The organism is Pseudoalteromonas sp., from assembly GCF_018402495.1.
Lineage (GTDB): Bacteria > Pseudomonadota > Gammaproteobacteria > Enterobacterales > Alteromonadaceae > Pseudoalteromonas.
In genome coordinates this window covers 837,135-862,871 of sequence record NZ_JAGYIU010000001.1, presented here as the reverse complement: position 1 = coordinate 862,871, position 25,737 = coordinate 837,135, and the positions used below count along the sequence as shown (strand labels likewise).

Annotated in this window: 30 protein-coding genes and 3 pseudogenes; 27 read left to right on the top strand and 6 right to left on the bottom strand. The window is 37.2% G+C overall.

What is annotated here, in order from left to right; all coding sequences use genetic code 11:
- Positions 1-71: 71 nt before the first annotated feature.
- From bioB to htpX, 5 genes are all read left to right on the top strand, one after another.
- Positions 72-1,112, top strand: a complete 1,041-nt coding sequence (gene bioB, locus KG708_RS03950) for a biotin synthase BioB (RefSeq protein WP_213608197.1) — start codon at positions 72-74, stop codon at positions 1,110-1,112.
- 55 nt (positions 1,113-1,167) lie between these two features.
- Positions 1,168-2,322 (top strand): 8-amino-7-oxononanoate synthase, encoded by a 1,155-nt coding sequence (locus KG708_RS03945; protein WP_213608196.1) that lies wholly within the window; start codon positions 1,168-1,170, stop codon positions 2,320-2,322.
- Positions 2,319-3,137 carry a methyltransferase domain-containing protein gene (locus KG708_RS03940; RefSeq protein WP_213608195.1) on the top strand — a complete coding sequence of 273 codons (819 nt, stop codon included), beginning with the start codon at positions 2,319-2,321 and terminating at the stop codon, positions 3,135-3,137. Before KG708_RS03945 ends, KG708_RS03940 begins: the two co-directional genes overlap by 4 nt.
- Positions 3,138-3,155: 18 nt before the next feature.
- Entirely contained in the window at positions 3,156-3,839 is a 684-nt protein-coding gene (gene bioD, locus KG708_RS03935; protein ID WP_213608194.1) for a dethiobiotin synthase, read from the top strand.
- 139 nt (positions 3,840-3,978) lie between these two features.
- Positions 3,979-4,845 carry a protease HtpX gene (htpX, locus tag KG708_RS03930; protein ID WP_213608193.1) on the top strand — a complete coding sequence of 289 codons (867 nt, stop codon included), beginning with the start codon at positions 3,979-3,981 and terminating at the stop codon, positions 4,843-4,845.
- 71 nt (positions 4,846-4,916) lie between these two features.
- On the opposite strand, the gene gloA is transcribed toward htpX, so the two are convergent.
- The gene (gloA, locus tag KG708_RS03925; protein ID WP_076918687.1) at positions 4,917-5,444 is read right to left on the bottom strand and encodes a lactoylglutathione lyase; all 528 of its coding nucleotides are present in this window, start codon (positions 5,442-5,444) and stop codon (positions 4,917-4,919) included.
- Positions 5,445-6,077: 633 nt separating this feature from the next.
- Here gloA and KG708_RS03920 point away from each other — a divergent pair.
- The 9 genes and pseudogenes from KG708_RS03920 to KG708_RS03885 all read left to right on the top strand — a co-directional run bounded on the left by KG708_RS03920 (position 6,078) and on the right by KG708_RS03885 (position 12,738).
- Entirely contained in the window at positions 6,078-6,473 is a 396-nt protein-coding gene (locus KG708_RS03920) for an AAA family ATPase (protein WP_213608192.1), read from the top strand.
- Between the two features lie 63 nt (positions 6,474-6,536).
- The gene (locus KG708_RS03915; protein ID WP_213608191.1) at positions 6,537-7,406 is read left to right on the top strand and encodes an AAA family ATPase; all 870 of its coding nucleotides are present in this window, start codon (positions 6,537-6,539) and stop codon (positions 7,404-7,406) included.
- Positions 7,375-7,554: pseudogene (locus tag KG708_RS17795) on the top strand (TOPRIM nucleotidyl transferase/hydrolase domain-containing protein); the annotation flags it as partial. The gene KG708_RS03915 and the pseudogene KG708_RS17795, both read left to right, overlap by 32 nt.
- A 189-nt stretch (positions 7,555-7,743) precedes the next feature.
- The gene (locus KG708_RS03910) at positions 7,744-8,079 is read left to right on the top strand and encodes a hypothetical protein (RefSeq protein ID WP_213608190.1); all 336 of its coding nucleotides are present in this window, start codon (positions 7,744-7,746) and stop codon (positions 8,077-8,079) included.
- Positions 8,064-10,109, top strand: a complete 2,046-nt coding sequence (locus KG708_RS03905) for a UvrD-helicase domain-containing protein (RefSeq protein ID WP_213608189.1) — start codon at positions 8,064-8,066, stop codon at positions 10,107-10,109. Before KG708_RS03910 ends, KG708_RS03905 begins: the two co-directional genes overlap by 16 nt.
- A gap of 191 nt (positions 10,110-10,300) precedes the next feature.
- Positions 10,301-10,534, top strand: coding sequence for a hypothetical protein (locus tag KG708_RS03900; protein ID WP_213608188.1), 234 nt, complete (start codon positions 10,301-10,303; stop codon positions 10,532-10,534).
- Between the two features lie 149 nt (positions 10,535-10,683).
- On the top strand, positions 10,684-11,652 hold the full coding sequence (locus tag KG708_RS03895; RefSeq protein ID WP_213608187.1) for an IS30 family transposase: 969 nt from the start codon (positions 10,684-10,686) through the stop codon (positions 11,650-11,652).
- A gap of 78 nt (positions 11,653-11,730) precedes the next feature.
- Positions 11,731-12,308: pseudogene (locus tag KG708_RS03890) on the top strand (cold shock domain-containing protein).
- Between the two features lie 121 nt (positions 12,309-12,429).
- Complete coding sequence (locus tag KG708_RS03885) at positions 12,430-12,738, top strand: DUF6419 family natural product biosynthesis protein (RefSeq protein ID WP_213608186.1); 309 nt, start codon at positions 12,430-12,432, stop codon at positions 12,736-12,738.
- Between the two features lie 240 nt (positions 12,739-12,978).
- On the opposite strand, the gene bktB is transcribed toward KG708_RS03885, so the two are convergent.
- Positions 12,979-14,172, bottom strand: coding sequence for a beta-ketothiolase BktB (gene bktB / locus KG708_RS03880; RefSeq protein ID WP_213608185.1), 1,194 nt, complete (start codon positions 14,170-14,172; stop codon positions 12,979-12,981).
- A 277-nt stretch (positions 14,173-14,449) separates the two neighbouring features.
- Between bktB and KG708_RS03875 the strand changes: the two genes are divergently transcribed.
- Entirely contained in the window at positions 14,450-14,689 is a 240-nt protein-coding gene (locus tag KG708_RS03875) for a hypothetical protein (protein ID WP_076921292.1), read from the top strand.
- Between the two features lie 44 nt (positions 14,690-14,733).
- Positions 14,734-14,916, top strand: coding sequence for a hypothetical protein (locus tag KG708_RS03870; protein WP_213608184.1), 183 nt, complete (start codon positions 14,734-14,736; stop codon positions 14,914-14,916).
- Between the two features lie 125 nt (positions 14,917-15,041).
- Here the strand turns inward: KG708_RS03870 and msrA are convergent, their stop codons facing one another.
- Positions 15,042-15,638 (bottom strand): peptide-methionine (S)-S-oxide reductase MsrA, encoded by a 597-nt coding sequence (msrA, locus tag KG708_RS03865; RefSeq protein WP_213608183.1) that lies wholly within the window; start codon positions 15,636-15,638, stop codon positions 15,042-15,044.
- 123 nt (positions 15,639-15,761) lie between these two features.
- Between msrA and KG708_RS03860 the strand changes: the two genes are divergently transcribed.
- The 3 genes from KG708_RS03860 to KG708_RS03850 all read left to right on the top strand — a co-directional run bounded on the left by KG708_RS03860 (position 15,762) and on the right by KG708_RS03850 (position 17,139).
- Positions 15,762-16,361, top strand: a complete 600-nt coding sequence (locus KG708_RS03860; protein ID WP_213608182.1) for a MepB family protein — start codon at positions 15,762-15,764, stop codon at positions 16,359-16,361.
- A 95-nt stretch (positions 16,362-16,456) separates the two neighbouring features.
- Positions 16,457-16,651, top strand: a complete 195-nt coding sequence (locus KG708_RS03855) for a CPXCG motif-containing cysteine-rich protein (RefSeq protein ID WP_075169218.1) — start codon at positions 16,457-16,459, stop codon at positions 16,649-16,651.
- A 17-nt stretch (positions 16,652-16,668) separates the two neighbouring features.
- Entirely contained in the window at positions 16,669-17,139 is a 471-nt protein-coding gene (locus KG708_RS03850; protein WP_213608181.1) for a GNAT family N-acetyltransferase, read from the top strand.
- Between the two features lie 15 nt (positions 17,140-17,154).
- Here the strand turns inward: KG708_RS03850 and KG708_RS03845 are convergent, their stop codons facing one another.
- Complete coding sequence (locus KG708_RS03845) at positions 17,155-17,358, bottom strand: hypothetical protein (RefSeq protein WP_013464954.1); 204 nt, start codon at positions 17,356-17,358, stop codon at positions 17,155-17,157.
- A 99-nt stretch (positions 17,359-17,457) separates the two neighbouring features.
- On the opposite strand from KG708_RS03845, the gene KG708_RS03840 reads away from it, so the two are divergent.
- From KG708_RS03840 to KG708_RS03830, 3 genes and pseudogenes are all read left to right on the top strand, one after another.
- Positions 17,458-17,967, top strand: coding sequence for a GNAT family N-acetyltransferase (locus KG708_RS03840; protein ID WP_213608180.1), 510 nt, complete (start codon positions 17,458-17,460; stop codon positions 17,965-17,967).
- The gene (locus tag KG708_RS03835; protein ID WP_301003084.1) at positions 17,964-18,446 is read left to right on the top strand and encodes an alpha/beta hydrolase-fold protein; all 483 of its coding nucleotides are present in this window, start codon (positions 17,964-17,966) and stop codon (positions 18,444-18,446) included. Before KG708_RS03840 ends, KG708_RS03835 begins: the two co-directional genes overlap by 4 nt.
- Positions 18,447-18,582: 136 nt before the next feature.
- Positions 18,583-18,994 (top strand): annotated as a pseudogene (locus tag KG708_RS03830) (alpha/beta hydrolase-fold protein); the annotation flags it as partial.
- 338 nt (positions 18,995-19,332) lie between these two features.
- Here the strand turns inward: KG708_RS03830 and KG708_RS03825 are convergent.
- Positions 19,333-19,854, bottom strand: coding sequence for a TetR/AcrR family transcriptional regulator (locus KG708_RS03825; RefSeq protein ID WP_213608179.1), 522 nt, complete (start codon positions 19,852-19,854; stop codon positions 19,333-19,335).
- A gap of 111 nt (positions 19,855-19,965) precedes the next feature.
- On the opposite strand from KG708_RS03825, the gene KG708_RS03820 reads away from it, so the two are divergent.
- On the top strand, positions 19,966-20,148 hold the full coding sequence (locus tag KG708_RS03820; protein ID WP_213608178.1) for a hypothetical protein: 183 nt from the start codon (positions 19,966-19,968) through the stop codon (positions 20,146-20,148).
- A 96-nt stretch (positions 20,149-20,244) separates the two neighbouring features.
- On the opposite strand, the gene KG708_RS03815 is transcribed toward KG708_RS03820, so the two are convergent.
- The gene (locus tag KG708_RS03815; protein WP_213608177.1) at positions 20,245-21,453 is read right to left on the bottom strand and encodes a porin; all 1,209 of its coding nucleotides are present in this window, start codon (positions 21,451-21,453) and stop codon (positions 20,245-20,247) included.
- 618 nt (positions 21,454-22,071) lie between these two features.
- Between KG708_RS03815 and KG708_RS03810 the strand changes: the two genes are divergently transcribed.
- From KG708_RS03810 to KG708_RS03795, 4 genes are all read left to right on the top strand, one after another.
- A complete protein-coding gene (locus KG708_RS03810; RefSeq protein ID WP_213608474.1) occupies positions 22,072-23,658 on the top strand; it encodes an ABC-F family ATPase in 1,587 nt (528 codons plus the stop codon).
- Positions 23,659-23,811: 153 nt separating this feature from the next.
- The gene (gene purE, locus KG708_RS03805; protein ID WP_013464946.1) at positions 23,812-24,294 is read left to right on the top strand and encodes a 5-(carboxyamino)imidazole ribonucleotide mutase; all 483 of its coding nucleotides are present in this window, start codon (positions 23,812-23,814) and stop codon (positions 24,292-24,294) included.
- 2 nt (positions 24,295-24,296) lie between these two features.
- A complete protein-coding gene (locus tag KG708_RS03800; protein WP_213608176.1) occupies positions 24,297-25,442 on the top strand; it encodes a 5-(carboxyamino)imidazole ribonucleotide synthase in 1,146 nt (381 codons plus the stop codon).
- 69 nt (positions 25,443-25,511) lie between these two features.
- Positions 25,512-25,736 carry a DUF2798 domain-containing protein gene (locus tag KG708_RS03795; protein ID WP_213608175.1) on the top strand — a complete coding sequence of 75 codons (225 nt, stop codon included), beginning with the start codon at positions 25,512-25,514 and terminating at the stop codon, positions 25,734-25,736.
- Position 25,737 lies beyond the last annotated feature (1 nt).

Below are 25,737 nucleotides of genomic sequence, written 5' to 3'. Positions count from 1 at the left end.
TTCGTTGACAATGGTACGGCAATACGTATTCTAAGCCAATAACACCAAGAGCAAAAATAAAAGAGAGTATTATGGAGCTTGCAACAGTTCGACACGATTGGACACACAGTGAGGTGAAAGCCTTATTTGAAATGCCATTTAACGATTTATTATTTAAAGCAGCCTCTGTGCATCGCGCTAATTTTAATCCAAACGAAGTACAAATTTCTACGTTGTTATCTATTAAAACCGGTGCCTGCCCAGAAGACTGTAAATATTGCCCGCAATCGGGTCATTACAAAACTGATTTAGAACGCGAGCGCCTAATAGAAGTAGAAAAAGTGGTAGAGCAAGCACGGTTAGCAAAACAAAAAGGCGCCACTCGTTTTTGTATGGGGGCTGCATGGTCAGATCCAAAAGACAGAGACATGCCATACATTTCGCAAATGGTAAAAGAAGTAAAAGCCCTTGGCCTTGAAACCTGTATGACTTTAGGCATGTTAAATAACGAAAAAGCCCATGAACTGCGCAGTGCAGGGCTTGATTACTATAACCACAACCTCGACACTTCACCTGAATACTATGAGCAAATTATATCAACTCGTACCTTTCAAGACCGCCTTGATACTATAGGCAATGTGCGAGACGCTGGTATGAAAGTATGCTCCGGCGGTATTGTCGGTATGGGTGAGCAAGCAAGCGACCGCTATGGCTTATTAATGCAGTTGGCTAATTTACCCCAGCAGCCCGAAAGCGTGCCAATTAATATGCTAGTAAAGGTAAAAGGGACACCGCTTGAAAACGTTGATGACTTAGATCAGTTTGAGTTTATTCGTACCATTGCCACAGCACGTATTATGATGCCCCGTAGCTACGTACGTTTATCAGCAGGGCGCACTGCAATGAACGAGCAAATGCAGTCAATGTGCTTTTTTGCAGGCGCAAACTCTATATTTTATGGTGATAAACTTCTTACTACAGAAAACCCAGAAGCCGATGCCGACATGCAATTAATTAAAAAGCTCGGTATGAACCCAGAAACACGCCACGATTATTCAGATGAAGCCGTTGCTGCGTCTTTGTCATCGCAAGTGGCCGATAAAGCAACCGCAGAATTGTTTTACGAAGCGTAAAGTGCTCAGTACTATGCTAATGGTTTAAAGTATCGCGTTGAAGGTTAAAGCATTTATGTCATTTGAATTTATAAACACCCATTTAGATGAACGCAAAGCACAACAGCTCTTGCGTAAACGCTATGTAGTACAAAGCGCAACAGCGCGCACTATTACGGTTAATGATAAAACCTACCTTAACTTTGCGAGTAACGATTATTTAGGGTTTGGCGATTCGCCGGTGGAATTAACCAGTGCGCCATTACTAGGTAGCCACAGTTCAGCACTAGTGACGGGTTATCAACAGCCACAGCAAGCGCTTGAGCAAGCTTTATGTAGTGCTTTGGGCTATGAAGCAGGCATGTTGTTTAATTCGGGCTTTAGCGCAAATAGCAGTGTTATTAAAGCCTTGTTTCAAGATAAAGCGACAGCGCAACACAGTGCTATTTTTCAAGATAAACTCAATCATGCCAGTTTAATTGATGGCGCATTACACGCCAACGCCGCGTTAATACGCTTTAACCATAACGATATAAACCATTTACGCTCACGGCTAGAAAAATCAAAAGCGCGCAATAAGCTCATCGTGTCTGAAGGGGTGTTCTCCATGGATGGTGATACCGCGCCAATTAAAGCGCTATTTACCTTAGCAAAGCAGCATAACGCTTGGTTAATGATAGACGATGCCCATGGTTTTGGTGCTCTAGGAAAATCGGGGCTTGGCAGTTGTGAAGCCTTAATTGCAGCCGACACCTTGCCCGATATTTTAGTGATCACCTTTGGTAAAGCGGTTGCTAGTAGTGGTGCGTGCGTATTAGGTTCGCAGCATTTTATAGATTACATGCTGCAGTTTAATCGTGATTATACCTACTCAACCGCTATGTCGCCGTTTATTGCCGCTCATACTTTGGCACGTATCAAAAGCATAAGAGACGCCAACGACAGGCGAGCCAAATTAAACGCTAATATTGCGCTGTTTAAACGCCTAGCAAAAGAGCAGCACATTGCGCTAATGGACTCCAACACCGCGATTCAACCGATTGTTTTAGGCTGCGCAGAGCAAACGTTAAAAGCCAGTGAGCAACTGAGGCAGCAGGGCATTTGGCTAACGGCTATTCGCCCGCCAACCGTTTTACACAATACCTCGCGTTTGCGTATTACCTTAAGTGCAGCCCACACCCATGACGATATAAAACAGCTCGTTGGTAGTTTACAAAAGGTCATTTCATGATAAGCCAACAGGTAATTAAAGCGAAGCCAGTTATCCCTACAACTGTGTGTATAGCTGCTCAGGCTTTAAAAAAAACCACAGCGCATAACTTTTCAAAAGCAGCAAACAAGTATAGCCAGCATGCTAATGTGCAAAAACAAGCGGCAAATGATTTATTTAAACTCATTAGTGCAAACCCTAATAAGCTCTGTGTTGACCTCGGTGCAGGGCCGCTTGTTAATACTCAGGCTTTAAAGGCATTATTTGGCCAAGTTGTTGCCATAGATTTAAGTTTTAACATGCTAAAAAGCAGTGATTTAAACACCTCAAAACTGTGCGCCGACATGGATAATTTACCGCTGCAAGCTAACAGCATTGATGTGATATTTAGTAATTTTGCGCTGCAGTGGTCTGCTGATTTTGAAACGCTAATGCACTCGCTTTACCAGGCATTAAAACCAGGCGGGCAAGCCTATATTAGTACGGTTGTTGCAGGGTCATTAAACGAGATCAAAACCGCCTTTGCAGTGCTTGATTCACACAATCATATTAATCAGTTTGCAAGCCATAATAATATAAACCAATCGGTCGAAAAGGCCGGGTTTAAGATCAACACCTCAAAAAAAGTCATTTATACCGATCAACATAGCAGTGCATTAGCGGCTATAAAATCGATTAAAGCCATTGGTGCCACCACACAAAATCATGCAACAAGTCGTCGTGGGTTATTAACTAAATCGGCGCTGCAAAAAGTATGTGATGCCTATCCGATTATAAACAATAAAGCCCATGTATCTTACCATGTGGTATTGTTATCATTAGAAAAAGCCCAGTAAAAATAATAAGGCCATGCCATGAACCAGTTTTTTATTACCGGTACCGATACCGACGCCGGTAAAACTCATGTAACCAGTTTGCTGTTAAAGTTACTCGCACAACATAAAAAGCGCGCAATAGGCTTTAAGCCGATTGCCTCTGGGTGTGAAATGGCGTTTGAGCAGCTCGTAAACGCCGATGCGCTAATGCTAATGGAAAGTGCCACAGTCAGCGCTAAATACGACATAATTAACCCATTTGCATTTGCGCCGCCAATAGCTCCCCACATAGCTGCAGAGCAAGCGGGACTAAACATAACAGTGGAAAAGCTTAGTACGGCTTATCAACATGTTAAGCAACAAGGCGCCGATTATCTGTTAACAGAAGGCGCGGGCGGCTGGGCTTTACCTATTAATAATAATGCGTATTTATACGACTGGGTAAAAGCAGAGCAACTGCCAGTAATATTAGTGGTCGGGATGAAACTAGGCTGTATAAATCATGCATTACTCACTGCTGCGCACATGCAAAGCTTAGGGGTTAACTGTGTTGGGTGGATTGCTAACCAAGTTGATGCCACCATGGATGAATACCAAGCAAACCTAGATTCACTCAAAACACGTTTACCCTTTCCACTGCTTGCCATTAGCCCTTACACAGAGCAAACCCCTAAACTACAAATTTATAACGTTCTTCTTGAAAAATTATCAATAAATCCATAAATAACCCTTGTGTTGTGACATAGTTTGTCACAGAATAGCGCTGACGTTATGACATAGTGTGTCATAACGCAGTGATTGCTCAAAGCCGATCAAATATAGTAAATCGCTCAGCAATAAATGTTATTTTTGGAGAACTCGTATGAAACGTGTATTTTTGTTTTTATTAACTAACCTCGCGGTTATGTTGGTATTAGGTGTGGTGCTTTCAATCATAATGAGTGCGCTGGGCTTGAGCCACCGTAGCCTTGGCGGAATTTTACTAATTGCGACGGTATTTGGTTTTGGCGGCTCGTTTATTTCGTTATTTATGTCGAAATGGATGGCCAAAAAATCAACTGGCGCGCAAGTGATCACCCAACCTCGTACCGAAACCGAACAATGGCTGGTAAGCACGGTAGCTGCGCAAGCTAAAAAAGCCGGTATTAACATGCCAGAAGTGGCTATTTATGACAGCCCAGAAATGAACGCGTTTGCAACCGGCCCGAGTAAAAATAATTCGCTGGTGGCGGTAAGCACGGGTTTATTACATAACATGAGCCAAGATCAAGCCGAAGCCGTACTGGCGCACGAAGTATCTCATGTGGCTAATGGCGACATGGTTACGCTAACGCTTATTCAAGGTGTGGTTAATACTTTTGTTATTTTTGCCGCAAAAGTACTGGCTGGCATTGTTGACAACTTCATCAATAGCGATAAAGAAGAAGAGGGCGGCAGCAGCTGGACTTACTTCCTATTTGATATGTTATTCCAAGTATTATTTGGCGTATTGGCAAGCATAGTGGTTGCCCATTACAGCCGTAAACGTGAATTTGCAGCCGATAACGGCGCAGCTCAGTTGGTTGGCGCAGACAAAATGCGCTCAGCCCTTGAGCGATTAAAGCAAAACCACCCATCGCAATTAGAAGGCTCAATGATGGCCTTTGGTATTGCCAGTGGTAAAGGCATGGCTGAGTTGTTTTCATCTCACCCACCGCTTGACGCACGTATAGACGCACTACGTCGTTAAAAAACTCAAGTTTTTCACAGTACTTGTAAACAAAAAGCCTGCATTTGCAGGCTTTTTTATTTTTAATTTTTTTATTGCGATTGAATAATGTCTGTAATGCCCTCAGGCGAGAGTATTTCAATCCAGTAACCGTCAGGGTCTTTAATAAACGCAAGCCCTTTCATAGAGCCGCCATCTGGCTGTTTTACAAACTCCACATCGTATTTAGCAAAGCGCTCACAGGCTGCGTATACATCGGGTACGCTAATACCAATATGGCCAAAGCCTTTTGGTTCTTCATTACCACTGTGATAACCGCTAAAGCTGTCGTCGTTTTCAGTGCCCCAATTATGGGTAAGCTCAATTAGCGCAGGGCGGCGAAACACCCACTGTGTTTTTTCTTTATCATCACCTTTTGGCATATCTTGCTCGTAGCCTAAAAAGTACAAAGTAAACTCCATACCAGGGAAGTCGTACTTACCTAACAACTTCATGCCCAATACGTTTTCATAAAATGCCAGCGACGGTTTTGGATCTTTAATACGCAACATAGTTTGCTGCATCACATAGCCCTCAGTGGCCTGTGCAATTTGCTCTGGAGATTCGTTATAGCTAGACATGAAATAATCCTTAATAAAATAACTTTAAAACCTTAATGGATTTAAAAAAGGCAGGGTGTGCACTCATCATAATAAACAGCAGCAAAAATTAAAACCATCAAGCTAAATTACTTGCAAGTCAGTTGAGTGCTTTATAAGCGAAAAATGGCATATTTAGCGATACTGTTTATTTATACAGTATTTGTGTTTTGTCTAATATTACTGATCTCTACCATTTTGGGATATTTGTGCATTTATGAAGTATGTTGGAAACTAATTGAACACTGCCAAACAGGTATAGTTAAACTCATCGTTTTGATAAAACAAAAGTAGTTCGTATATAAAAGCTAAAAGTTATTATTATGATTGCCAACAACTTTCAGTAAAACTATCGTCTCAGTAGAACCTTTCAAGAAATGACAATGGATGACTAATTACACCTTGGTTTACAAGTTGAAGATATATTAACTGTTGTAGCAAACTCAGATTCCATGAAGTTTATAAATCCAAAATTAGTTTTAAAATGTTGGTACGAACCGACAATAAGGTTTTTTTGAAGTTTTGTAAACAACTGTAGTAAAACATAAAATTGCAATGACAAGAGAGTTTGCATAGTGCAGTATTAATATAACTCGTAAATATTAAGGGACTAATATGTATATCAATTCAATAAAAGTTAAAAATTTTCGACTTATTAAAAATGCAACATTAAATTTAAAAGGTGATGAGCAGCAACTTAATAAAGATGACGACATGTTATCTTTATTAATTGGACGAAATAATACAGGTAAAACTTCGTTTATAGTCTTACTAGAACGTTTTTTAGGAAGCAAAAACCCCGTATTTCAATTTGATGACTTTCCACTTTGTCTTAGAGAAAAACTACTGAATATCGATGGTAATACTAACGTTGAAAATTTAGCAATTATCTTACTCTTAGACATTAACTACGATGTAAAAGATAATTTAGCTAATGTTTCTGACTTCATTTTAGATCTCGATGATAAGAAAAGGTCAGCTAAAATTTACTTTGAGGCTAAGATATTATAGAATCCTTTACTGAAAGAGTTAGATAAAGTATCTGATAGACATGACGAATTTATTAAGAAATATTTGTATAAGTTTTTACAAACCAAAGTTTATGCTTTAGAAACTGAAAGTGATTTGGATATAACTAATCGAGTAAAGCTTGAAGAACAAGTGCGTGATTGGACTACAGTTAAGAATCTGATAAACATTCAAGTAATACATGCTAAAAGGGATGTAGCTAGCTCAGAGTCGGGTAATAAAAAAGCAGTACTTTCTCGACTAACTTCAGATTATTACAATAAAAAAAATAAATTATCATTTGATGATATTACAGCAATTAATAAATCAATGATCGATATGGATGCTTCACTAAATGAACTGTATGAAGGCCAATTCAAAGGATTCTTAGATACAGCTAAAGAGTTTTTAGGACTCAATAATTTGGGAGTTATCTCTGCTTTAGAATCAGAAGGAGTAGTTGAGAATTTTTCAAAAGTAATATACGGAAAATTAGAGGAGCAGCTACCTGAACATTTAAACGGTCTTGGGTATATGAATATCTTATACTTGATACTCCAAATTGAAATTAGGAAGCTTGATTTTGAGGACGCACCCAAAGATATTAACCTGTTAATAATAGAGGAACCTGAGGCTCATACTCATCCACAGATGCAATATGTGTTTATTGATAAAGTAAAAAATTTAATTAGTACAATTCCTAACCTTCAAACGTTAATAACGAGTCATTCATCACATATAGTAAATCGCTCAGATTTTAAAAGTATCCGTTATTTTTTAAAATTTGAAGGAACTGCGAAGATTAAAGATTTTTATCGTGACTTAAATGAAAAGTACTCGGCTGAAGATGAGAAAGCAAATAAGGATGAAAAAGCAAACTTTAAGTTTTTACAACAATATTTAACTGTGCACTCTTCTGAGCTATTTTTTTTCTGAAAAAATCATATTTATTGAAGGTACGACTGAAAAACTTTTATTACCTCTATTTATCAATCAGTTAGATAAAGATAATAAGGGCGCATCTAGTTACAACCCAATTAGCTCTCAGAATATTTCAATATTAGAAGTTGGTGCAAATGCAAAAGCATTTAGGCACTTCATAGATTTTCTACAAATTAAAACACTAGTAATTACTGATATCGACACCGCCATTAAAAATGGATCTAATTATCTTGCGGCTCCAGTAAAAGGGTCAACTCATACAAGTAACGCTAGTATTAAATACTATTTAAATGCTCCTGTAATTTCAGATAAGCTTTCATATAGTGATTGGATGAAAAAGCTAAAAGAAAATAAACTGAATGATTTAAATTCCTTTATAAATGTAGTGTACCAAAATGAAGAGAATAACTATCATGCAAGAAGCTTTGAAGATTCCTTCATTGCTATAAACTTAGATGAGATAAATAAACAAAAGGATAAACTTGAAGGGTTGAAACTTAAAAGTAAATTAGCTGATAAAAATCCTGACTATTACCAATTAACAAAAGACATACTCGGGGGTAAGTCTGAATTTGCTTCATCTCTTTTGTGGTTAGCCTTGACAGAAGGTGTTACGTGGAAAATCCCTAAATATTTAAAAGAGGGTCTGTTATGGATAGCAAAATAATAACACCAATTGAGTTACTCAAAGAAAGTATTCGTAATAACACGAATTTGGTTCTCCAAGGTGGAGCTGGTAGTGGCAAAACTGAAACATTGAAACAAACGCTATCCTTTGTTTCAAAAGAGTATCCTACAAAAAAAGTTGCTTGTATAACGCACACAAATTTAGCTGTAGATGAAATCAAATCCCGTGTTGAAGGTGACTATACAATATCGACTATTCATTCTTTTCTCAATAATGTAATAAAACCGTTTAAAAAAAATCTACATCAAGAATTATATCGATTATTTATATTGCCGCCCTTTGTATCAGGGAATTTGAATGATTTCTCTAGTGAGAAGGAATATAAATTGGATGAGCATACAAGGTATAAGAAAAAATACGAACAGTTAGGAAAGAAATTATTTTCATTAAAGAAAGAGTCAATGCCTAAGGTCACAGGAAAATTAATCTATGATAAAAATCCGATCCAATATAATACAGTTCTTAATGATAAAATAACCCAACTAAATGAATATATTGAACGCGAGATATCTGATAAAAGTTGGCATAAGGTAAAATATAATGATAGCCCATACGATAACTTTTCAAACTTAACTTTTGGACATGATGGATTAATTATAATTTCTAAGGTTTTGTTTGATAACTACCCCATTTTATCTAAAATATTGACAGATAAGTTTGATTTTATTTTTATCGACGAATTTCAAGATACTCATCCCAATATTATGAAAATATTTTTGGAGTTAATTCCAAAAGAAAAAACCACCATAGGGTTATTTGGAGACTCTATGCAAGGAATTTATGATGACGGGATTGGTACAGTAGAGCCTTATATTACAAGCAAAACTTTAATAATGATTCCCAAAAAAGACAATTATAGATGTTCTGAACCAGTGATTGATTTTTTAAACCATATTCGTGTGCCAATTGATGGACTTAAGCAAGAAATCGCCTATAAGAAAAAAAATGGTCAATTAGAGTCAATAGCACAAAGAAACGGTAATGTTGCTGTTTATTATTCAATTTATCCAAATTCCAGACCGCGTCAGAGCAGCTCTACGAAAGATAAAGCTAAATATTTACAATCTATCATGAATATTTTAAAAGAAATTGAAGGAAAGAATCCTGATTACAAAAAACTGATGTTAACTAATAAAGCAATTGCGGCAAACCTCGGTTTCATAGACCTATTTAATCTTTTTAACGATCGATATAGCGAGGTCAATAATGAAATTGAAAACTTATTAGAAAAACTTGGGTTATTAGAACTTGCAGAAATATGTATAGCGTTTAAAGAAAAAAACTACAAAAATTTGATATCAAAATTAAAAAAGTCGGGCTTTTATATCAATAAAATATCAGACAAATCTAAAGCCACTAAGCTATTGAACGCTCTTATTAAAACTAAGCTAGGGGTTGTAAGGGTATTAGAGTTTGCTCTAAAAAATAAATTAGTGAATTCACAAGATAACTATGATTGGTATGTGGCATCTAAAAACGAATTCCTTGATGGACTAAATTCTGATAATGAATATCAAAAATTTAAGAAAGCATATTTTAGTAATGGTAATTCATTTACAAAATTCGATAAGAACCATTCAGATTTTTTTACTTCTGATATGGAATACACAGGTCGAGAGGCGAGTTATGATTACTTATGTAGAAAGTTAAAAAAAGAACAATTTTATATTGATTTATTTTCAAATAAAGTGAGGTTTGACGAAGTTATAACTTTTTATGATTATATAAATGAAAAAACTGAATTTATTACAATGCATAAAACCAAAGGTACGGGTATAAACAATGTTTTAGTTGTCTTGGAAGATTTTTCTTGGTCAAAATACAAATTCAATTCACTGTTTGATATAGGTTCTTCTACTTTTGAGATGAAGAGTAAAATAGAGAAATTATTTTATGTCGCATGTTCCAGAACTAAGAGTAATCTAATTTGCTTTAAGTTAATAACTCAAGATGAAGAAGAGATGTTTAAAAAGTATTTCCCAAGTAATATTCAATTGAATAAAATTTAGCTGTAGTAATATTGTACCTCTAGGTTAAAAGTTATGCCAGTGAACAGAGAATTTAAAGATAAAACCAAATAGTCAAATCTTGACTTCAGACATCAATACATGCGGAAATATTTTAAGCTGATTTTAAAATAAAATGCTGGTGGTTCACTGGCTAATTAATTTCTGAGTTAAATTAAGGAAAAGGATTTTTTATGAAAGGTATTAAACGTATTTGGTTTTGGTTTACGCTAGTTGTGTGCCCATTGTTAATTATTTTAGGTGTGGCTACCTTTGCACAGTTATTTGGGCAGTACATGTATTCTCAGCAATTTAGTTTTTCTTCACTATCTAGTTTTCAAATTGTATTTATGGGGGGCGGAATTTGTGCGTTTTCTGTATTTTTAAGCACATTAAAAGAAGCAAAAATACGCTTTTTTGCAAAATGAGTTAGTTAATAGGGAAAATTGCTAAGTTTAACTCACTAAGGCTTGCTTGGTTTTAAACCTCCCTAAATTCGGATAATAAGTGCAATTTCTCAGATTAGATGGCCAGCTGTTATAATTCGGCCATTTTCTCGCCAAAGGAAATTGCTTTAATGAAATATAAACAGCTGACACAAGAAGAAAGATACCAGATTTACGCGTTAATAAAAGCAGGAAATAACCAAAAACAAATTGCTGATGAACTAACTCGTTCACCGTCATCTATTTCCAGAGAGTTAAAACGCAATAAAGGGCTTAAAGGCTATCGGCCTAACCAAGCCAATAATTTTGCAGAGCAAAGACGCAAATCATCTTTCAAAGCAAGTAAGTTAACAGATGAAGTTACTGAATGGATTAATAAATTGTTGCTTAACGGACTTTCGCCAGAGCAGGTGGCAGGTCGCTTAGCTTTAGAGAAAAAGGTCGTTTTACATCATGAAACGATTTATCAATATATTTACAGGGACAAGGCTCATGGTGGTGAACTATATAAGACACTCACTCGTGCATGTAAAAAGTATAAAAAACGCTATGGAAGCTACGATAAACGTGGACAGATAGTTAATCGAGTCAGTATTGATGAACGCCCAAGTATTGTGGATGCAAAGTCTAGGATTGGTGATTGGGAGGGTGACACAGTGATAGGCAAAGGGCGTAAAAATGCCTTTGTCACAATGGTTGAACGTAAAACGTTATATACAATCGTTCACAGAATTGAAAGCAAACATGCGCAAATAACAGCCGATGCGCTGATAAAGTGTATGACACCATATAAAGATAAGGTTATTACCGTGACTTTAGATAATGGAAAAGAGTTTGCTTACCATGAGCATATTGCACAAAAATTAGAAGCGGATGTGTATTTCGCTCACCCATATTCATCATGGGAGAGGGGCATAAATGAGAATACCAACGGCTTACTCAGGCGCTTCTTCCCTAAGGGAACTGACTTTATGGCGCTAAGTGAGTCAGAAATACAGGCGGCAGTTGATAAGCTCAACCATCGGCCAAGAAAGACAAGAGGATATAAAACTCCTCATGAATTATTTACCGGGCAATCAGAAGTTCTGGTGGCTGCATAATGATTGCACTTAATACTTGAATTCAAGCTCTTTTAAAACGGCTGTAAAATTAAAAATAATGAAATGGACGACTCAAGGATGAACAAAGGATTATTAAAATCTTGGAATGACGATAAAGGCTTTGGCTTTATTAAATCAAGCACACTGCAACACGATACCTTTATACACATATCGTCGCTAAAACATATGAGTCGTAAACCTAAAGTGGGTGACATTATCTATTTTGAGGTTGCGACTGAGCCTAACGGTAAAACTAAAGCTGTAAATTGCCGTATTGAGGGCGTACTCGCACAACCACACATAAAAGCTTCATCAAGGCCGGTTAGAATAAGTAAAACCTCAGGTAAGAACTCACCTTTAATGAAACTTATAACACTTGGTATTATTTTTAGTATTGGTTTTAGTGTGTATAAAACCGGTTTTTTAAATACCAAGCAAACACCAGTAGTGACTAATGCTAATTTAGAGTCATTTATGCCGGCTAGTTCAAACTCAATTACTAAAACACCACCAACATTTCGTTTGATGGCCGCCAACATTGTAGCCAAATGACTTCCTATGCAGAGGCATTATTTTTTATTCAACATTGTCCAAATACCAAAATGGACGGTGATAAAGATGGCGAGCCCTGTGAACGGCAGTTTGGGAATAGGTAATTTTTATATTGGAGTTATCAATAAACTAAAAATTAGTTGATGCCTGTTAAGTGGAATAAGATTTTTAGTAATACAGTTATAAATAGCTGTTGGATTAAAGCCATTTATCATGGAGGTTGTTATGTTGAAAGTAATAATTGGATGTGCTGTTATATTTTCGTTTGTTTGTATGTTACTCGCCGCCGCACCTTTTACGCCTGCGATATCAGGATCATTTATAATGCTGTTATTTGCAGGAGCTATTGGATACAAGGGCTATCTGCAATCAAGTTTGATATTGCTGTTAATTAATACGCTGGCGGTTATTGGTAGCCCAGCTACTGACATAGACAACACCGATGCATTACTGTTTTTACCGATATTATTTTCAATATCATTTGGCGGTGTTTTATTAGGTGTAAGAAGGTTAACTATAAAACACGTTTTGTAGACGAGAGTTTTTCTCATGTTTGATAGTTAACCTATAAGTTGACGCAACTTTTATCTCCCTAAGTGAAAAAAGCCTTAAAATCGATTTTCACAAAGGGAAACTCAAGAGGGGGAGTACGAAAGAATATAACTTCCACGTTTTTATTTTCTCTAAAAGCAAAGCGTCTCTTAGTACTCCTTGTGAATAAAGCCTTTATATTTAAACCTAATGTGATATCAAATAGTTGTTATAAACTTAGAATCAAAGCGCTTCAAAAATGGCTGCAATGCCTTGTCCGCCACCAATACACATTGTGACTAACCCATATTTACCATTGATACGTTTAAGCTCATACAAGCATTTGGTCGTTAGTATGGCGCCCGTTGCTCCAACAGGGTGACCAAGTGCAATAGCGCCGCCATTCGGGTTTACCTTATGGGCAGGGAAGTTTAACTCGTTGGCAACGCACAGTGCTTGTACTGCAAAGGCCTCGTTAGATTCAATTACATCTATATCGTCGATGGTTAAGCCGGTTTTTTCAAATACCTGTTGTACTGCAGGAATAGGGCCGATACCCATTAAAGTAGGATCAACGCCTGCTCTGGCATAACCCACTAAACGAGCGAGTGGTTTTAAACCTTGCTCATTGGCTTTTTGCTCTGACATAAGTACCAACATGGCTGCACCATCGTTTATACCTGATGAGCTTGCTGCGGTAACGGTGCCATCTTTTTTAAAGTAGGGCTTTAAAGTTGCAAGTTTATCGGCTGTGGTATCGGCGCGAACATGTTCGTCGGTGTCAAAAACGTGCGTGCCTTTACGTGATTTAATCTCGATAGGCACAATCTGCTGTTTAAAATGATCTGCAGCAATGGCTTTTGCTGCTTTGTGATGGCTGTTTGCTGCGTACTCGTCTTGCTGCTGACGGCTAATTGAATATTTTTCTGCAATGTTTTCAGCAGTTATTCCCATCGGGTTATTATCCCATGGGTCTTGTAAGGTCGTGGTGAGCTCATCAACCATAGTGCTATTACCCATTTTTTGCCCCCAGCGGTTACTTTCAAGGGTATAGGCAGAGCTACTCATGCTTTCTGCTCCGCCAGCAAGGGCTGCATCTACATCACCTAATTGAATTTGTTGTGCCGCTTGTATAATGGCTTCAAGACCAGAGCCACATAATCGGTTGAGAGTTACTGCGTGACTACTAATAGGTAACCCCGCATCTAGCCCAATGATTCTTGAAAGGTATGCGTCTTTAGTACCGTTATGAATAACTTTGCCCACCACACATGAACCTACTTGGTTAGGAGATAGTTTAGACCGGGTTAGAGCTTCTTTTGCGCACAGTGTGCCAAGCTCAGCGGGGCTAAAATCTTTAAGGCTGCCACCAAAGCTACCAATTGCTGTGCGTACAGCACTTAAAATTACTACGCTGTTGTTTGTATTTTTTGTCATTGTGTTCTCTTACTATTTTTATAATTATGTTGTACTAAAATGTAGTTAGTAGACTCAAGAGATTAAACCTTTTATTAGTGCATCAAAGCATAACTTTTCAACAAACTAAAGGACAAGCTTAAATGCCTTATTTGCAAATTTAATCATGGTAGTGTCTGAGATTTTTCGATTGAAACAATCCGTAACATTTAACTTTAACGATATAATAGACATGTAATAAGCTAGCTATAACGATAAGCAAACTTATTAAAAAACGTTGTAAATGCAAGGAGTTATTATGGAAGATAAACCTATTGATAAAAGTATGTTTGAGTCTTTTTTTGGTGAATATTCATGGATGTTTAAGGGGTGTAGCATTGTTGCGTTTGTAATGAGCGTATACATCAGCTTTAATACTAAAGAGTATATTTGGACGCTTCTTATTAATGGCGATTTTAATTCTACAATGTTGGTTATGGTACTCGGTTACTTGTCTGAATTTAGATATCGCTTTATTAAAGAATCAAGAAATAACTGATAGTTGCTAATTCAAACTATATTATTAATCACTGGGTATTAGAGATGAGTGTATTTATAAAATGGTTGATTTTAGCTGCATTAATTATTGCCGCTATTGCGTGTTATTCATACGGTAGCACCACTGGCTTATTTATTTTTATTATTGCGGGCTTTGTTTTTGAAATGGCATTTTGGTTTAAGGTGTTTCCTATAAAAAGAAATAATCATGATAGGAAGCCTATTTAACCGTCTTAAAAAATGAATTTTTGAGCGGGCTTGCGGCTTTGAGAATAGAATAAATAATTAGTCTGCTATTACTTTGCTTAAATATTAGAAAGACTGCAATTTTTGCAGCCTTTTGGTTTATAAACTCAGTGGGTAACTCTATCGCCCCAAATATCTTCTAAGCGACTATCACGGCCACAACGCCAGCGATAGGTGTTATAACGAATAGGATTATTTTTGTAGTAATCTTGGTGATAACTTTCATCGCCCTTTATAGGGTAAAAGGTTTTAGCATCGAGAATAGAGGTTACTACCGTTTGCTCAGGAAATTCGTTAACTACCGCTTGTTTAGATTGCTTAGCTAATTGTCGCTGTTGCTCATTAGCAACAAAAATCGCACTACGGTAGCTTGGGCCTTTATCACAAAACTGACCTTTTGCGTCAAAAGGATCAATATTCACCCAGTAATGGTTTAAAATATCTTGATAGCTTAATACATTAGTGTTGTAGGTAACCAGAACAGCTTCGTAGTGGCCTTGGTGATTACCATTGTAGGTTGGATTTTTAAGTTCACCACCAGTAAAGCCTGAGATCACATCGGTTACACCTTCGAGTTTTTCAAAGTCACTTTCCATACACCAAAAACAGCCACCGGCTAAAATAGCTTGTTCGGTTTTAGCGTATGTTAATGAGCTAAACAAAAGCCCCATAGAGGTCAATGCTAGCGCTAATGTGTGTTTCATAAAAATGTTCACCTTTAGTTATGTATAAATACTTGTATAGTAAGACCCGCTAATTTTAAAAACTCTTTCATTACAAAGTTGCTTAAGGGTTTGAACTCACTTTATATAAAACGGATGCGAGATATGAAAAGTTTAATGACGAATGATCATTTGCATGATGAATTATTAATCATTTTACAAAACAACTTTGCTCCCTCAGGGTATAAACTACCAAACGCTGATGAGTTGATACCTCATAATCAAAATGCCCAATACCATGGCTATGCATTTACCTTAAACCAAAAACGTATAATTTACAGAAAAGCTAAAATTACACCCGACAGACCTGGCGCTTTTTTAGCACTATGGAAACGCCCAGCGGATTTGAGTAATTCTAAACCAATTCCATTTACCAATGAGTGTGACTATTTATTAGTAGCGGTTTCAAGTGATGGATTAACCACTATTAATAACCAAGTAGCAAATATACAAAAAGGTTTCTTTTTATTTCCGATTAAATTGTTAGTTAAAAAAGGCATCGTCACAGGTAGAAACTATAAAGGTAAAACGGCTTTTAGAGTATTTCCGCCTTGGAGCGAAAGTAGGGCATTAAAAGGGACTGGCGCATTTAGTAACTCTGCTAAAGTTACTCAGCGTTGGCAATGCGATTATTTTTTAAATCAGAACCAACATGGCTTAGTTGATTTAATTAAGTTAAACAATATTTTAGCTAACGCTGTTTAAATTTGAATTATTAAATCACTTTACGAGCATTGTCATATATAAGGTTGTTTACTAAAGTGAAATTATAACCTTATGTAAATTTGAAAGGGGAAAACATGAACCAGTTAACCGAAAAGTCAATTAGTTGTCCTTACTGCGGCGAAACCATAGAAGTATTAATTGATGTGGCTGATATTGATGAGCAATACATAGAAGACTGCCAAGTGTGTTGTAAGCCGATTTCGTTTGTTGTATTTGAAGATAACGACGAACTTAATGTAAATGTATACAGTGAAGATGAAGCGTTTTGAAGGAATCAACAAGGCGAATGACATTACAACCACTTAATAATACGCATATTATCGAGCTAATGAGTTGGTTTAATGATCAACATGACATAACTCAATGGGCTGGCCCTTACTTTAGGTACCCATTTACGGCGCAGACTTTTATTGAAGACTTAAACCTTGATGTCTCGACTTCTTTTGTATTGGTTGGACAACAAAACGCATTACTCGCTTTTGGGCAATATTATCAACAAAAAAACAAATGTCATTTGGCGCGTTTAATAGTAAACCCTATACGAAGGGGGGAGGGAATTGCAGCCACCCTAATTAAAGCATTATGTAAACATGGGCAATTAAACTTAAATGTTAATGATTGCTCATTGTTTGTTTATAAAAACAACCTAGCAGCAGTATCGGCTTATAAAAAGCTAGGCTTTAAAGTTGCTGCTAATACCCCAGAAAATCAAAACTTAAGCCCATTACCAGAAAACTGTGTACATATGGTTACGTGATAAATTTTGTTTAATTTAGCTATTTTGCTGTTCACGCGCTAATTGGTTAGGCAGCAACTGCTCTACAATCTCTCTCGCTGGTAAGGTGTAACGTACACCATCAAACATAACCGACGTAAACTCGTTAATATTAGTAATGCCGGTAAGGGTCCAACCTTCACCACGTTTTGGGCAGTAAACAGTAGTAGTTGGTTGTATTACTTTAAAATTGTCACTCATAGTTTATCTCAATTAATGCTTGTGAATACGGTATGGTAAGTTAATAATGACGCTCTATAAAGTGCTATTTAAAGCGCGTTTACTTTATTTGGCGTAGGCATGTTTAAAACTATAAAATTACCCCGCGTTACCTTACGTTTAATTACCCACAAACACGGCGCAGCGCTATTAACAATTTTAAATAATCCACTCGTTTATGAGTTTAACGATTATAAAACCCCGCTAAATAAACAGCATATTAAGCAGTTAATTCAAGATGATATCTCGAGTTATTACCAAGGTGAAGGGGTTCGGCTTGCGATTGAACATAATATATCTGGCGACCTAATTGGTACCTGTGGTTTATATAACATAAATAGCCAAACCCAAAGTGCTTATTTGGGCTTCGAACTCGATCCTTTTTATTGGCAGCAAGGCTTAATGCAAGAAGTACTTAAAGGCTTTGTCAGTGAAGTGCATAGCTCTTTAAACATTGAGCACTTATATGCAGAAATTCATGGTAAAAACGTACGCTGTTATAACTTGCTTACTAAACTTGGCTTTGTATTTAAGCAGCAACTTAATAACGGTGTATGGCATAAGCAATTAACTAAAATGGATGGCGCATGAGAATTAAAAAAGCGATTATTTTAAATGTATTGTTCGCTGTTAGTGTATTTGGGTTTGCAATAACTGGGTTTAGTTATTATCAAAATAATGTTTCAGACTTTGTTGATGAAACCTTAGATTCGAAAGTGCTTAATGAGTCTCGTAAGGTATTTATAAGATTACCCGATGATTTTGACAAAAATAAAGCGTATCCACTTATTATAAAAACAGATGGTAATTTTAATTTAGCTAATTGGGATAAGGCACTAAAAGCATTAAATACTGAAAGCATATTAAATGAGGCTATTTTAGTTGCTATACCTAATCAGTTTTTTATCGATACTCGAAATCGTGATTTAGTACCACCTTATGCAAGGAAGGACGTTAATACAAATCCTCGGCCTAAACATGAAACTTCGCCCGAAATTTTTGGTAAAGCTGATTTGTTTTTAGCTTTTATAGAGCAGGAGCTACTTATACCAATCCGCAATAATACTTAATCATTTTGCGCGGCTAAACGTGTCGCTACCTGTGTTAAAAAACTCTCATTTAGAACAACTAAATAGCGAATTTTTTGCCTAGCTATCAACTCGTTTTTACAGCCTCAAAATAGACCACTTAATTAAGCGAATTGGTATTACTTATTTAGAGGCTAAATACAGGTTAACTGAAAACCGTATATTAACGGGATTTTCGGCAGGGGGCAGTTTTACTTTATATACGCTGCACACCAAACCAATGCTATTTAATGGTTACTTTGCATTTAGTCCTGCGGCTTGGTACGACGATATGACCGTAGTAAATCATCTTAATACCTTTTTACAAGCTAAAACACAGAGCTACTATAGACCCACCTTATTTTACTGTTGGCGGGGCTGAGCATAAATTAATGCTTGAGGCTTACAATAACTTAGAGCAAAGTTTAGTAAGCCATACTAGTAACTGGTTAGCGTGGAGGAGTAAAGTAAACCCTGATGCAAAGCATAATGATAATCCAGCATTGAGTATTACGTGGGCTTTAACGGTCTATGATGAATTTATTAATTAAGAATATTGTTAAACTTTAATTAAGAGTAGCACTAGCAAAACGGCTTAGCTGTATATATGTACAGTTAAGCTGTTTTGCTATAAATTACCTTATTTTATGGTGTAAATGGCTGGTGGATGTAAGGCAATACATGGAGGAACACATCATACTAAATGGTGTTTAAAGGTAATCTTCGCAATGGGGTAATATAAATTATCAATTTACGCATAAGTGGAGTGGTGGGTTTATAACGCTTGTTGAGTTTGGCTATCTGGGTCGTTAAATAAAGAATTTAAATAACAAAAAAGGTGGGCGGTGCTTTATTTATATCAGCACCGGTCTATACGTTTAGGACTTAATTACAAAAGCGCTATTTTATTACTTAACTGTCTAAGCATATTTTCAGCATTAGGTAAGGGATCGTTTAACCCATCTATTAAGGTCATAAAATAACAGTCCATCATTACGCTTGCTTTTGTTTCATTAAACTTCGGTTGTTCACTAAAAAGCAGTTGTTTAAACTCATCCATCTGCGCTTTAAAAAAAAACGTTCTCCAAATGATGTCGCTAATTAATAGCTTACTAAATTCACTATTTTCGCAATAAAAAGAATAAAGCGGATGAGCGTAATGACGTAACTTTAATCGAGGGGAGTGCTGCGTATCTAACTGCTTTGCTTGGTTAATAATAACGGCTATTTGTTGTTGCATACCGGCCATCAATAAATCAATTTTATTTTCAAAATGACTAAACACTGTACCTACAGCAACATTGGCTGCAACCGCTATTTCTCTTGTTGATGTGTGATCGTAACCTTGCAGCAAAAATAATTCCCATGCTGAAGCTAAAATTTTATCGCGTGTCTTTTCTTTTTTACTCATTATATTTCAATGCTTTACTTGTTTGTTAAATAAAAGGGCTAAATCATTATTTGATTAATTGAGCGCGATCAATTAATATTTTGAGCGCGCTCATTTTTATAAGGATGTTACATGAAGTTTATCAAACGTGTTATTGGTTATGTACTTTTTATTCCACTAATTTATTTTTATTCTTATTTGCTAGGGCCAATATTAAAAGCACTTTTAGTCCCAGGAGGGGTTGCTTTTTTATGGCTTATTCTAGGGCCAACAGAGGGGACGCGTGCGTTAAAAAAAGCATTTAAGAAAAAATAGCTCAAGCTTCAACTAAACAAATCGAAAAAAAGCCCTGCTATTTTGCAGGGCTTTAAGTTTCGCTTTGTGATTTTAAGCTTGAAAGCTCAACTGATATTAAAGAACGTATCTAAAACCAAAAGCAATACCGTCATCTTCAGATTGCTCCATTAGCGCTTGCTGCTGTTTATTATTACTTTCAAAATCACCAAAGTCTTTACGTGCTTCTACATAAAGTTGGGTGTTTTGGTCTATTAAGTAATGCACACCAATAACTGCAAACTGACGTTTAAATACATCGTTAGGATCGGCGTTAAAGTTTGGTTGAATTACGTAGTCATCACCTGCATCAAATAAGTTATAGGCAATAAATGGTCTAAAATCGTTATCAAAGCGATACGACACAAATGTTTCAATACCAATCGCATCTTTAATTAAGCGACCAATGTTATCTGTATCGTGGTTTTTGTTTTTGTTGATATTAGCGGCTACATACAAGCCTGGCGCATCAATATTGCCCCAAATAATACCTGCCCCATAAATTAAATCGTCGACAGAGCGGGTTGTCCCGTCGCCATAGGTTAATTCAAACTCACCGCGGTTAACACCCGCAGTCAGTTTTAGCTTATCAGTCACGTTATAGGTTACTGCACCGCCAAACGTATAGTTAAATTCAACTTGTTGTGCAGCAGCATCCCCAGACTCAAAATTTGCTTGGCATTGTGATTCTGTAATATTACTTACATCACAAGTATAAAAAGCGCTATTTTTTAACTGAGTTTGAACACTAAAGTCAAAGTCGTTGTAGCTATTACGGTATTGCAGTGTTTTATCACCACGACCAGTACCATTTACTGCACCATCGTCTTTGTTGTAAGTGTAAACACCGGCAGCGTTACCATCCCATACATAGCTGTAGTTTGTTGCATAGACAACATCAAACCACGCACCCCATTGTTTACCAATCGTAATTTGGCCGTATTTATCGTGTTTAAGTCCTGCATAACCTAAACGATTATATAAAAACTCATCTTGAATAGATTCAAAACGGTTGTTGTATACAATATCGCTACTGCCAACAGGGTTGACACCCCATTCAACTAAAGCCATTGCTTCCCAGCCGTTTTTTAGTTGGCGTTTAAAATCAAAATTAATTCGTGAGGCACCATTGACGATTTCGTTTTGACCTTGAGTATTTATCACTCGCGCATCAATATATCCGCCTACTGCGACTGTATTTTTTTCATCCTTAAACACTTCTACTGCTGAAACACTTGGAGCAGCTAAAATCCCCGCAATTGCTAGCGATACTAATTTTCTTTTCATTGTGTGTGCCTTGCCTAAATTAAAGACGTTTTTATAATTACTAAATTCGAAGTCGTGCAGACTAGCAAAGCAATAAAAGGCTCAAAAGTGAAAAATTATCAATGACAATTAGCACAAAACACGCAGCTTGTTCATTTTAAGTTAATGCTGTTTTTATTTTGTAGCCGTATAAACTGCCATTTAATTTTGGAATAAGACATTAGGCTTAAATGCAGGAGAGGGAGTGTTGAATTTTTTTCATAGTTGCGCCTGTCGGCATGGGTAGAGCTAAAACTCTAATACTATAAAAAAATTTAATATAGCCGTATTAATTGTTAATAAAAGTAAAATGCGACCAAGTCGCCTGTAAACGCGATTAAATAATTTATAAAGGGTTTTATGCTAGTTGTTTTTTTATTAAACATTTTTTTACTGCATCAACAGTACAATAATCAGTTTTACTCACCTTTTTAGCACATTTACTCGCCCAGTACTTTGGCTATTTAATTGCTTTTATAGTTAATAAACAGCCACCGTTTACTTTGAGTTTGGTGCTATAAACTTTCATAGAAAAAAACGGTGATTTGGTTTAAACTGCGCGCAATTTAAATACTTCAGTCTCCCTTGGAGGGTAGCGCTATTATTAGTACAGCTAACATCACCATGCAATTTGGTGCTAAACCGTTATTTGAAAATATCTCAGCTAAATTTGGCGAATCAAACCGTTATGGTTTAATTGGTGCTAATGGTTGTGGTAAATCGACCTTTATGAAAATCCTTAGTGGTGAATTAGAGCCATCTTCGGGTAACGTAAGTACTGATCCAAATGAGCGCGTTGCTAAACTAAACCAAGATCAATTCGCCTACGAAGAATATTCTGTTATTGATACCGTGATTATGGGTCATAAAGAATTGTGGGATATAAAACAAGAACGTGACCGTATATATAGCCTACCTGAAATGAGTGAAGAAGACGGCATGAAAGTAGCCGATCTTGAAACTGAATTTGCTGAAATGGACGGTTACTCGGCTGAATCTAAAGCGGGTGAGTTACTATTAGGTGTGGGTATTGCTACAGAGCAGCACTACGGACCTATGTCAGAAATTGCACCAGGTTTTAAACTTCGTGTGCTTCTAGCTCAAGTTTTGTTTTCAGACCCTGATATCATGCTGCTCGATGAGCCTACCAATAACTTGGACATTTATACAATTAAGTGGCTTGAAGATGTATTGAATCAACGCGACTGTACCATGATTATTATCTCGCATGACCGCCACTTTTTAAACTCGGTTTGTACACACATGGCCGATATTGATTATGGTGAGCTACGTATTTACCCGGGTAATTACGATGAATACATGTTTGCAGCTACTCAAGCACGCGAACGTTTATTAAGTGAAAACGCCAAAAAGAAAAGCCAAATAGCAGAGCTTCAACAATTTGTATCGCGCTTTTCTGCCAACGCATCAAAGGCAAAGCAAGCCACTTCACGTGCAAAACGAATTGATAAAATTCAATTAGACGAAGTGAAAGCGTCTTCTCGTCAAACTCCTTTTATTCGTTTTGAACAAGAAAAGCAGTTATTTCGTAACGCACTAGAAATGACTAGCCTATCTCAAGGTTTTGAAGAAACATTATTCTCAGGCCTTGAGGGTTTGGTTGAAGTAGGTGAGCGCATTGCTATTATCGGTGAAAATGGTGTGGGTAAAACCACATTGCTTAACACCTTAGCAGGGCGTTTAGCACCTAAAACCGGTGAGTTTAAATGGTCTGAAAATGCAAATATAGGCTACTACGCGCAAGATCACGCTGATGAGTTTGCAAAAGATATGAACTTGTTTGAGTGGATGGAGCAATGGCAACAAGAGGGCGACGATGAGCAAGTAGTGCGTAGCTTCTTGGGTCGTATGTTGTTTTCTCAAAACGATATAAAAAAATCGGTAAAAGTAATATCTGGTGGTGAGCAAGGCCGTATGTTATTTGGTAAGATTATGATGCATAAGCCAAATATTTTACTTATGGATGAGCCAACCAACCACATGGATATGGAGTCTATCGAGGCACTTAACTTAGCGCTTGAAGCTTACGAAGGGACTTTACTATTTGTATCTCACGATCGTCAGTTTGTATCATCAGTTGCCACCCGTATTTGGGAAATTAAAGACGGTAAAGTTATCGACTTTAGAGGTAACTACTCAGAATATTTAGCGAGTAAAGAAGCTTAATTGCTGATTGTTTCGCTGTTTAAAAAAAGCCATGTTTAACATGGCTTTTTTATTGCCTGCTGGTCGCATTAGTGCAGCATTTAAGTATATAATACCTGCCATAAAACCGGACATAAGTCCGCTATTTTTAAAATACATTACTGAGGAGTATTTATGACTGTTGGCATTATTATGGGTTCTAAATCAGATTGGCCAACCATGGAACACGCCGCTCTTATGCTAGAAAAATTTGGCATTGAGTATGAAACTAAAGTGGTTTCTGCCCACCGCACTCCTCAATTACTTGCCGATTACGCAAGTTCAGCCGCAGAACGCGGTATTAAAGTTATTATTGCAGGCGCAGGTGGCGCGGCGCACTTACCGGGAATGGCGGCGGCGTTTACATCTCTGCCAGTTTTAGGCGTACCCGTTAAATCTAAAGCGCTAAACGGTGTAGACTCTCTGTTATCTATTTGCCAAATGCCAAAAGGTGTTGCGGTAGGTACTCTTGCTATTGGTGAGCCAGGTGCTGCAAACGCAGGTTTATTAGCGGCACAAATTTTAGGATGTCAAAATCCAGAAATCTTCGCAAAAATCGAAGCGTTCCGTAAAGAACAAACTGAGACTGTTTTAGCTAACCCAAATCCTGCAGAGTGATCATGAATATTTTAATTTTAGGGGCAGGGCAGCTAGCGCGAATGATGAGCTTAGCTGGTGCACCGCTTAATTTAAATGTGGTTGCTTATGATGTAGGCAGCAAAAAGATTGTACATCCGCTTACCAATGAAGTGTACCCAACAACGCTCGAACAAGCGATAGAAAACGCTGATGCTATTACGGCCGAGTTTGAACATATTCCAGATGATGTACTTACACAGTGTTGTAATAGCAATAAGTTTTATCCGGGCAAACAAGCCATTAAAACCGGTGGCGACCGTGCGCTTGAAAAAGCGCTCCTAGATAAAACCGCTGTTGCATGCGCGCCATATCAGTTAATTACAGAAAAAGCGCATCTTGAACTCGCAGTTCAAACACTTGGTAAGCCATTAGTCATTAAAACATGCCAAGCGGGTTACGATGGTAAAGGCCAATGGCGTTTAAAATCTGACGATCAAATTGAGCAAATTTGGGCTGAAATGGCTGATTTTATTGCATCAGGCACTGAGCACGCTCCGCACACCATAATTGCAGAAAAAATGATCCCGTTTGATCGTGAAGTCTCTATTATTGGTGCGCGCGATAAACACGGCCATCTTGCTATTTATCCATTAACTGAAAACGAGCACACCGAGGGTGTGTTAACGCTTTCGGTTGCAGGTAAAAACAATAATAGCCAACTAGAGCAACAAGCAATAACGGCATTTACCCGAATTGCGAATGAGCTTAACTATGTTGGTGTACTCGCCATTGAGTTTTTTGATGTGCAAGGTACATTACTGGTTAATGAAATTGCGCCGCGAGTTCATAACTCAGGCCATTGGACGCAACAAGGTGCTCATTGCTCGCAATTTGAAAACCATATGCGCGCTGTTGCCGGCCTACCTTTAGGTAGTACGCAAATTAAGCAGCCTACTGCTATGATAAATGTATTAGGCCAAGCACAAATCCCTACTGATGTGTTAAAAACAGCGGATGTAACCAGCCATTGGTACGGTAAAAGTGTAAAACCTGGTCGTAAAATGGGCCATATTAATGTATCTGCTGATAATTTACAGCAATTAGGTGAACGCCTTGGTGAACTCGCAATGTGTTTGCCAGAGCAAGATTACCCCGGTGTATTAGCTACCAGCAAATCGCTATTATAAGTTAAAAAACAAAGCGATAAATTGAACTTAACTTCAATATATCGCTTTACCTTCTAAAGGTTCTTTTCAATGATCCATCCAAAGTTTCGTACTATTGTGTTTGCCTTTTTTATGGCACTTTTCATGTCAGGTTTTATGTCGTTAGTTATTTCTTTATTTAATGTTGGTATGGTCGATAACATCGTAACTATCTGGCTTAAAGCGTGGTTATTTGCCTTTTGTATTGCCTTTCCAACGGTTATATTTGTTGCCCCCGTTGTCCATAAACTGACTAATAAACTCATTCGCGCTTAAC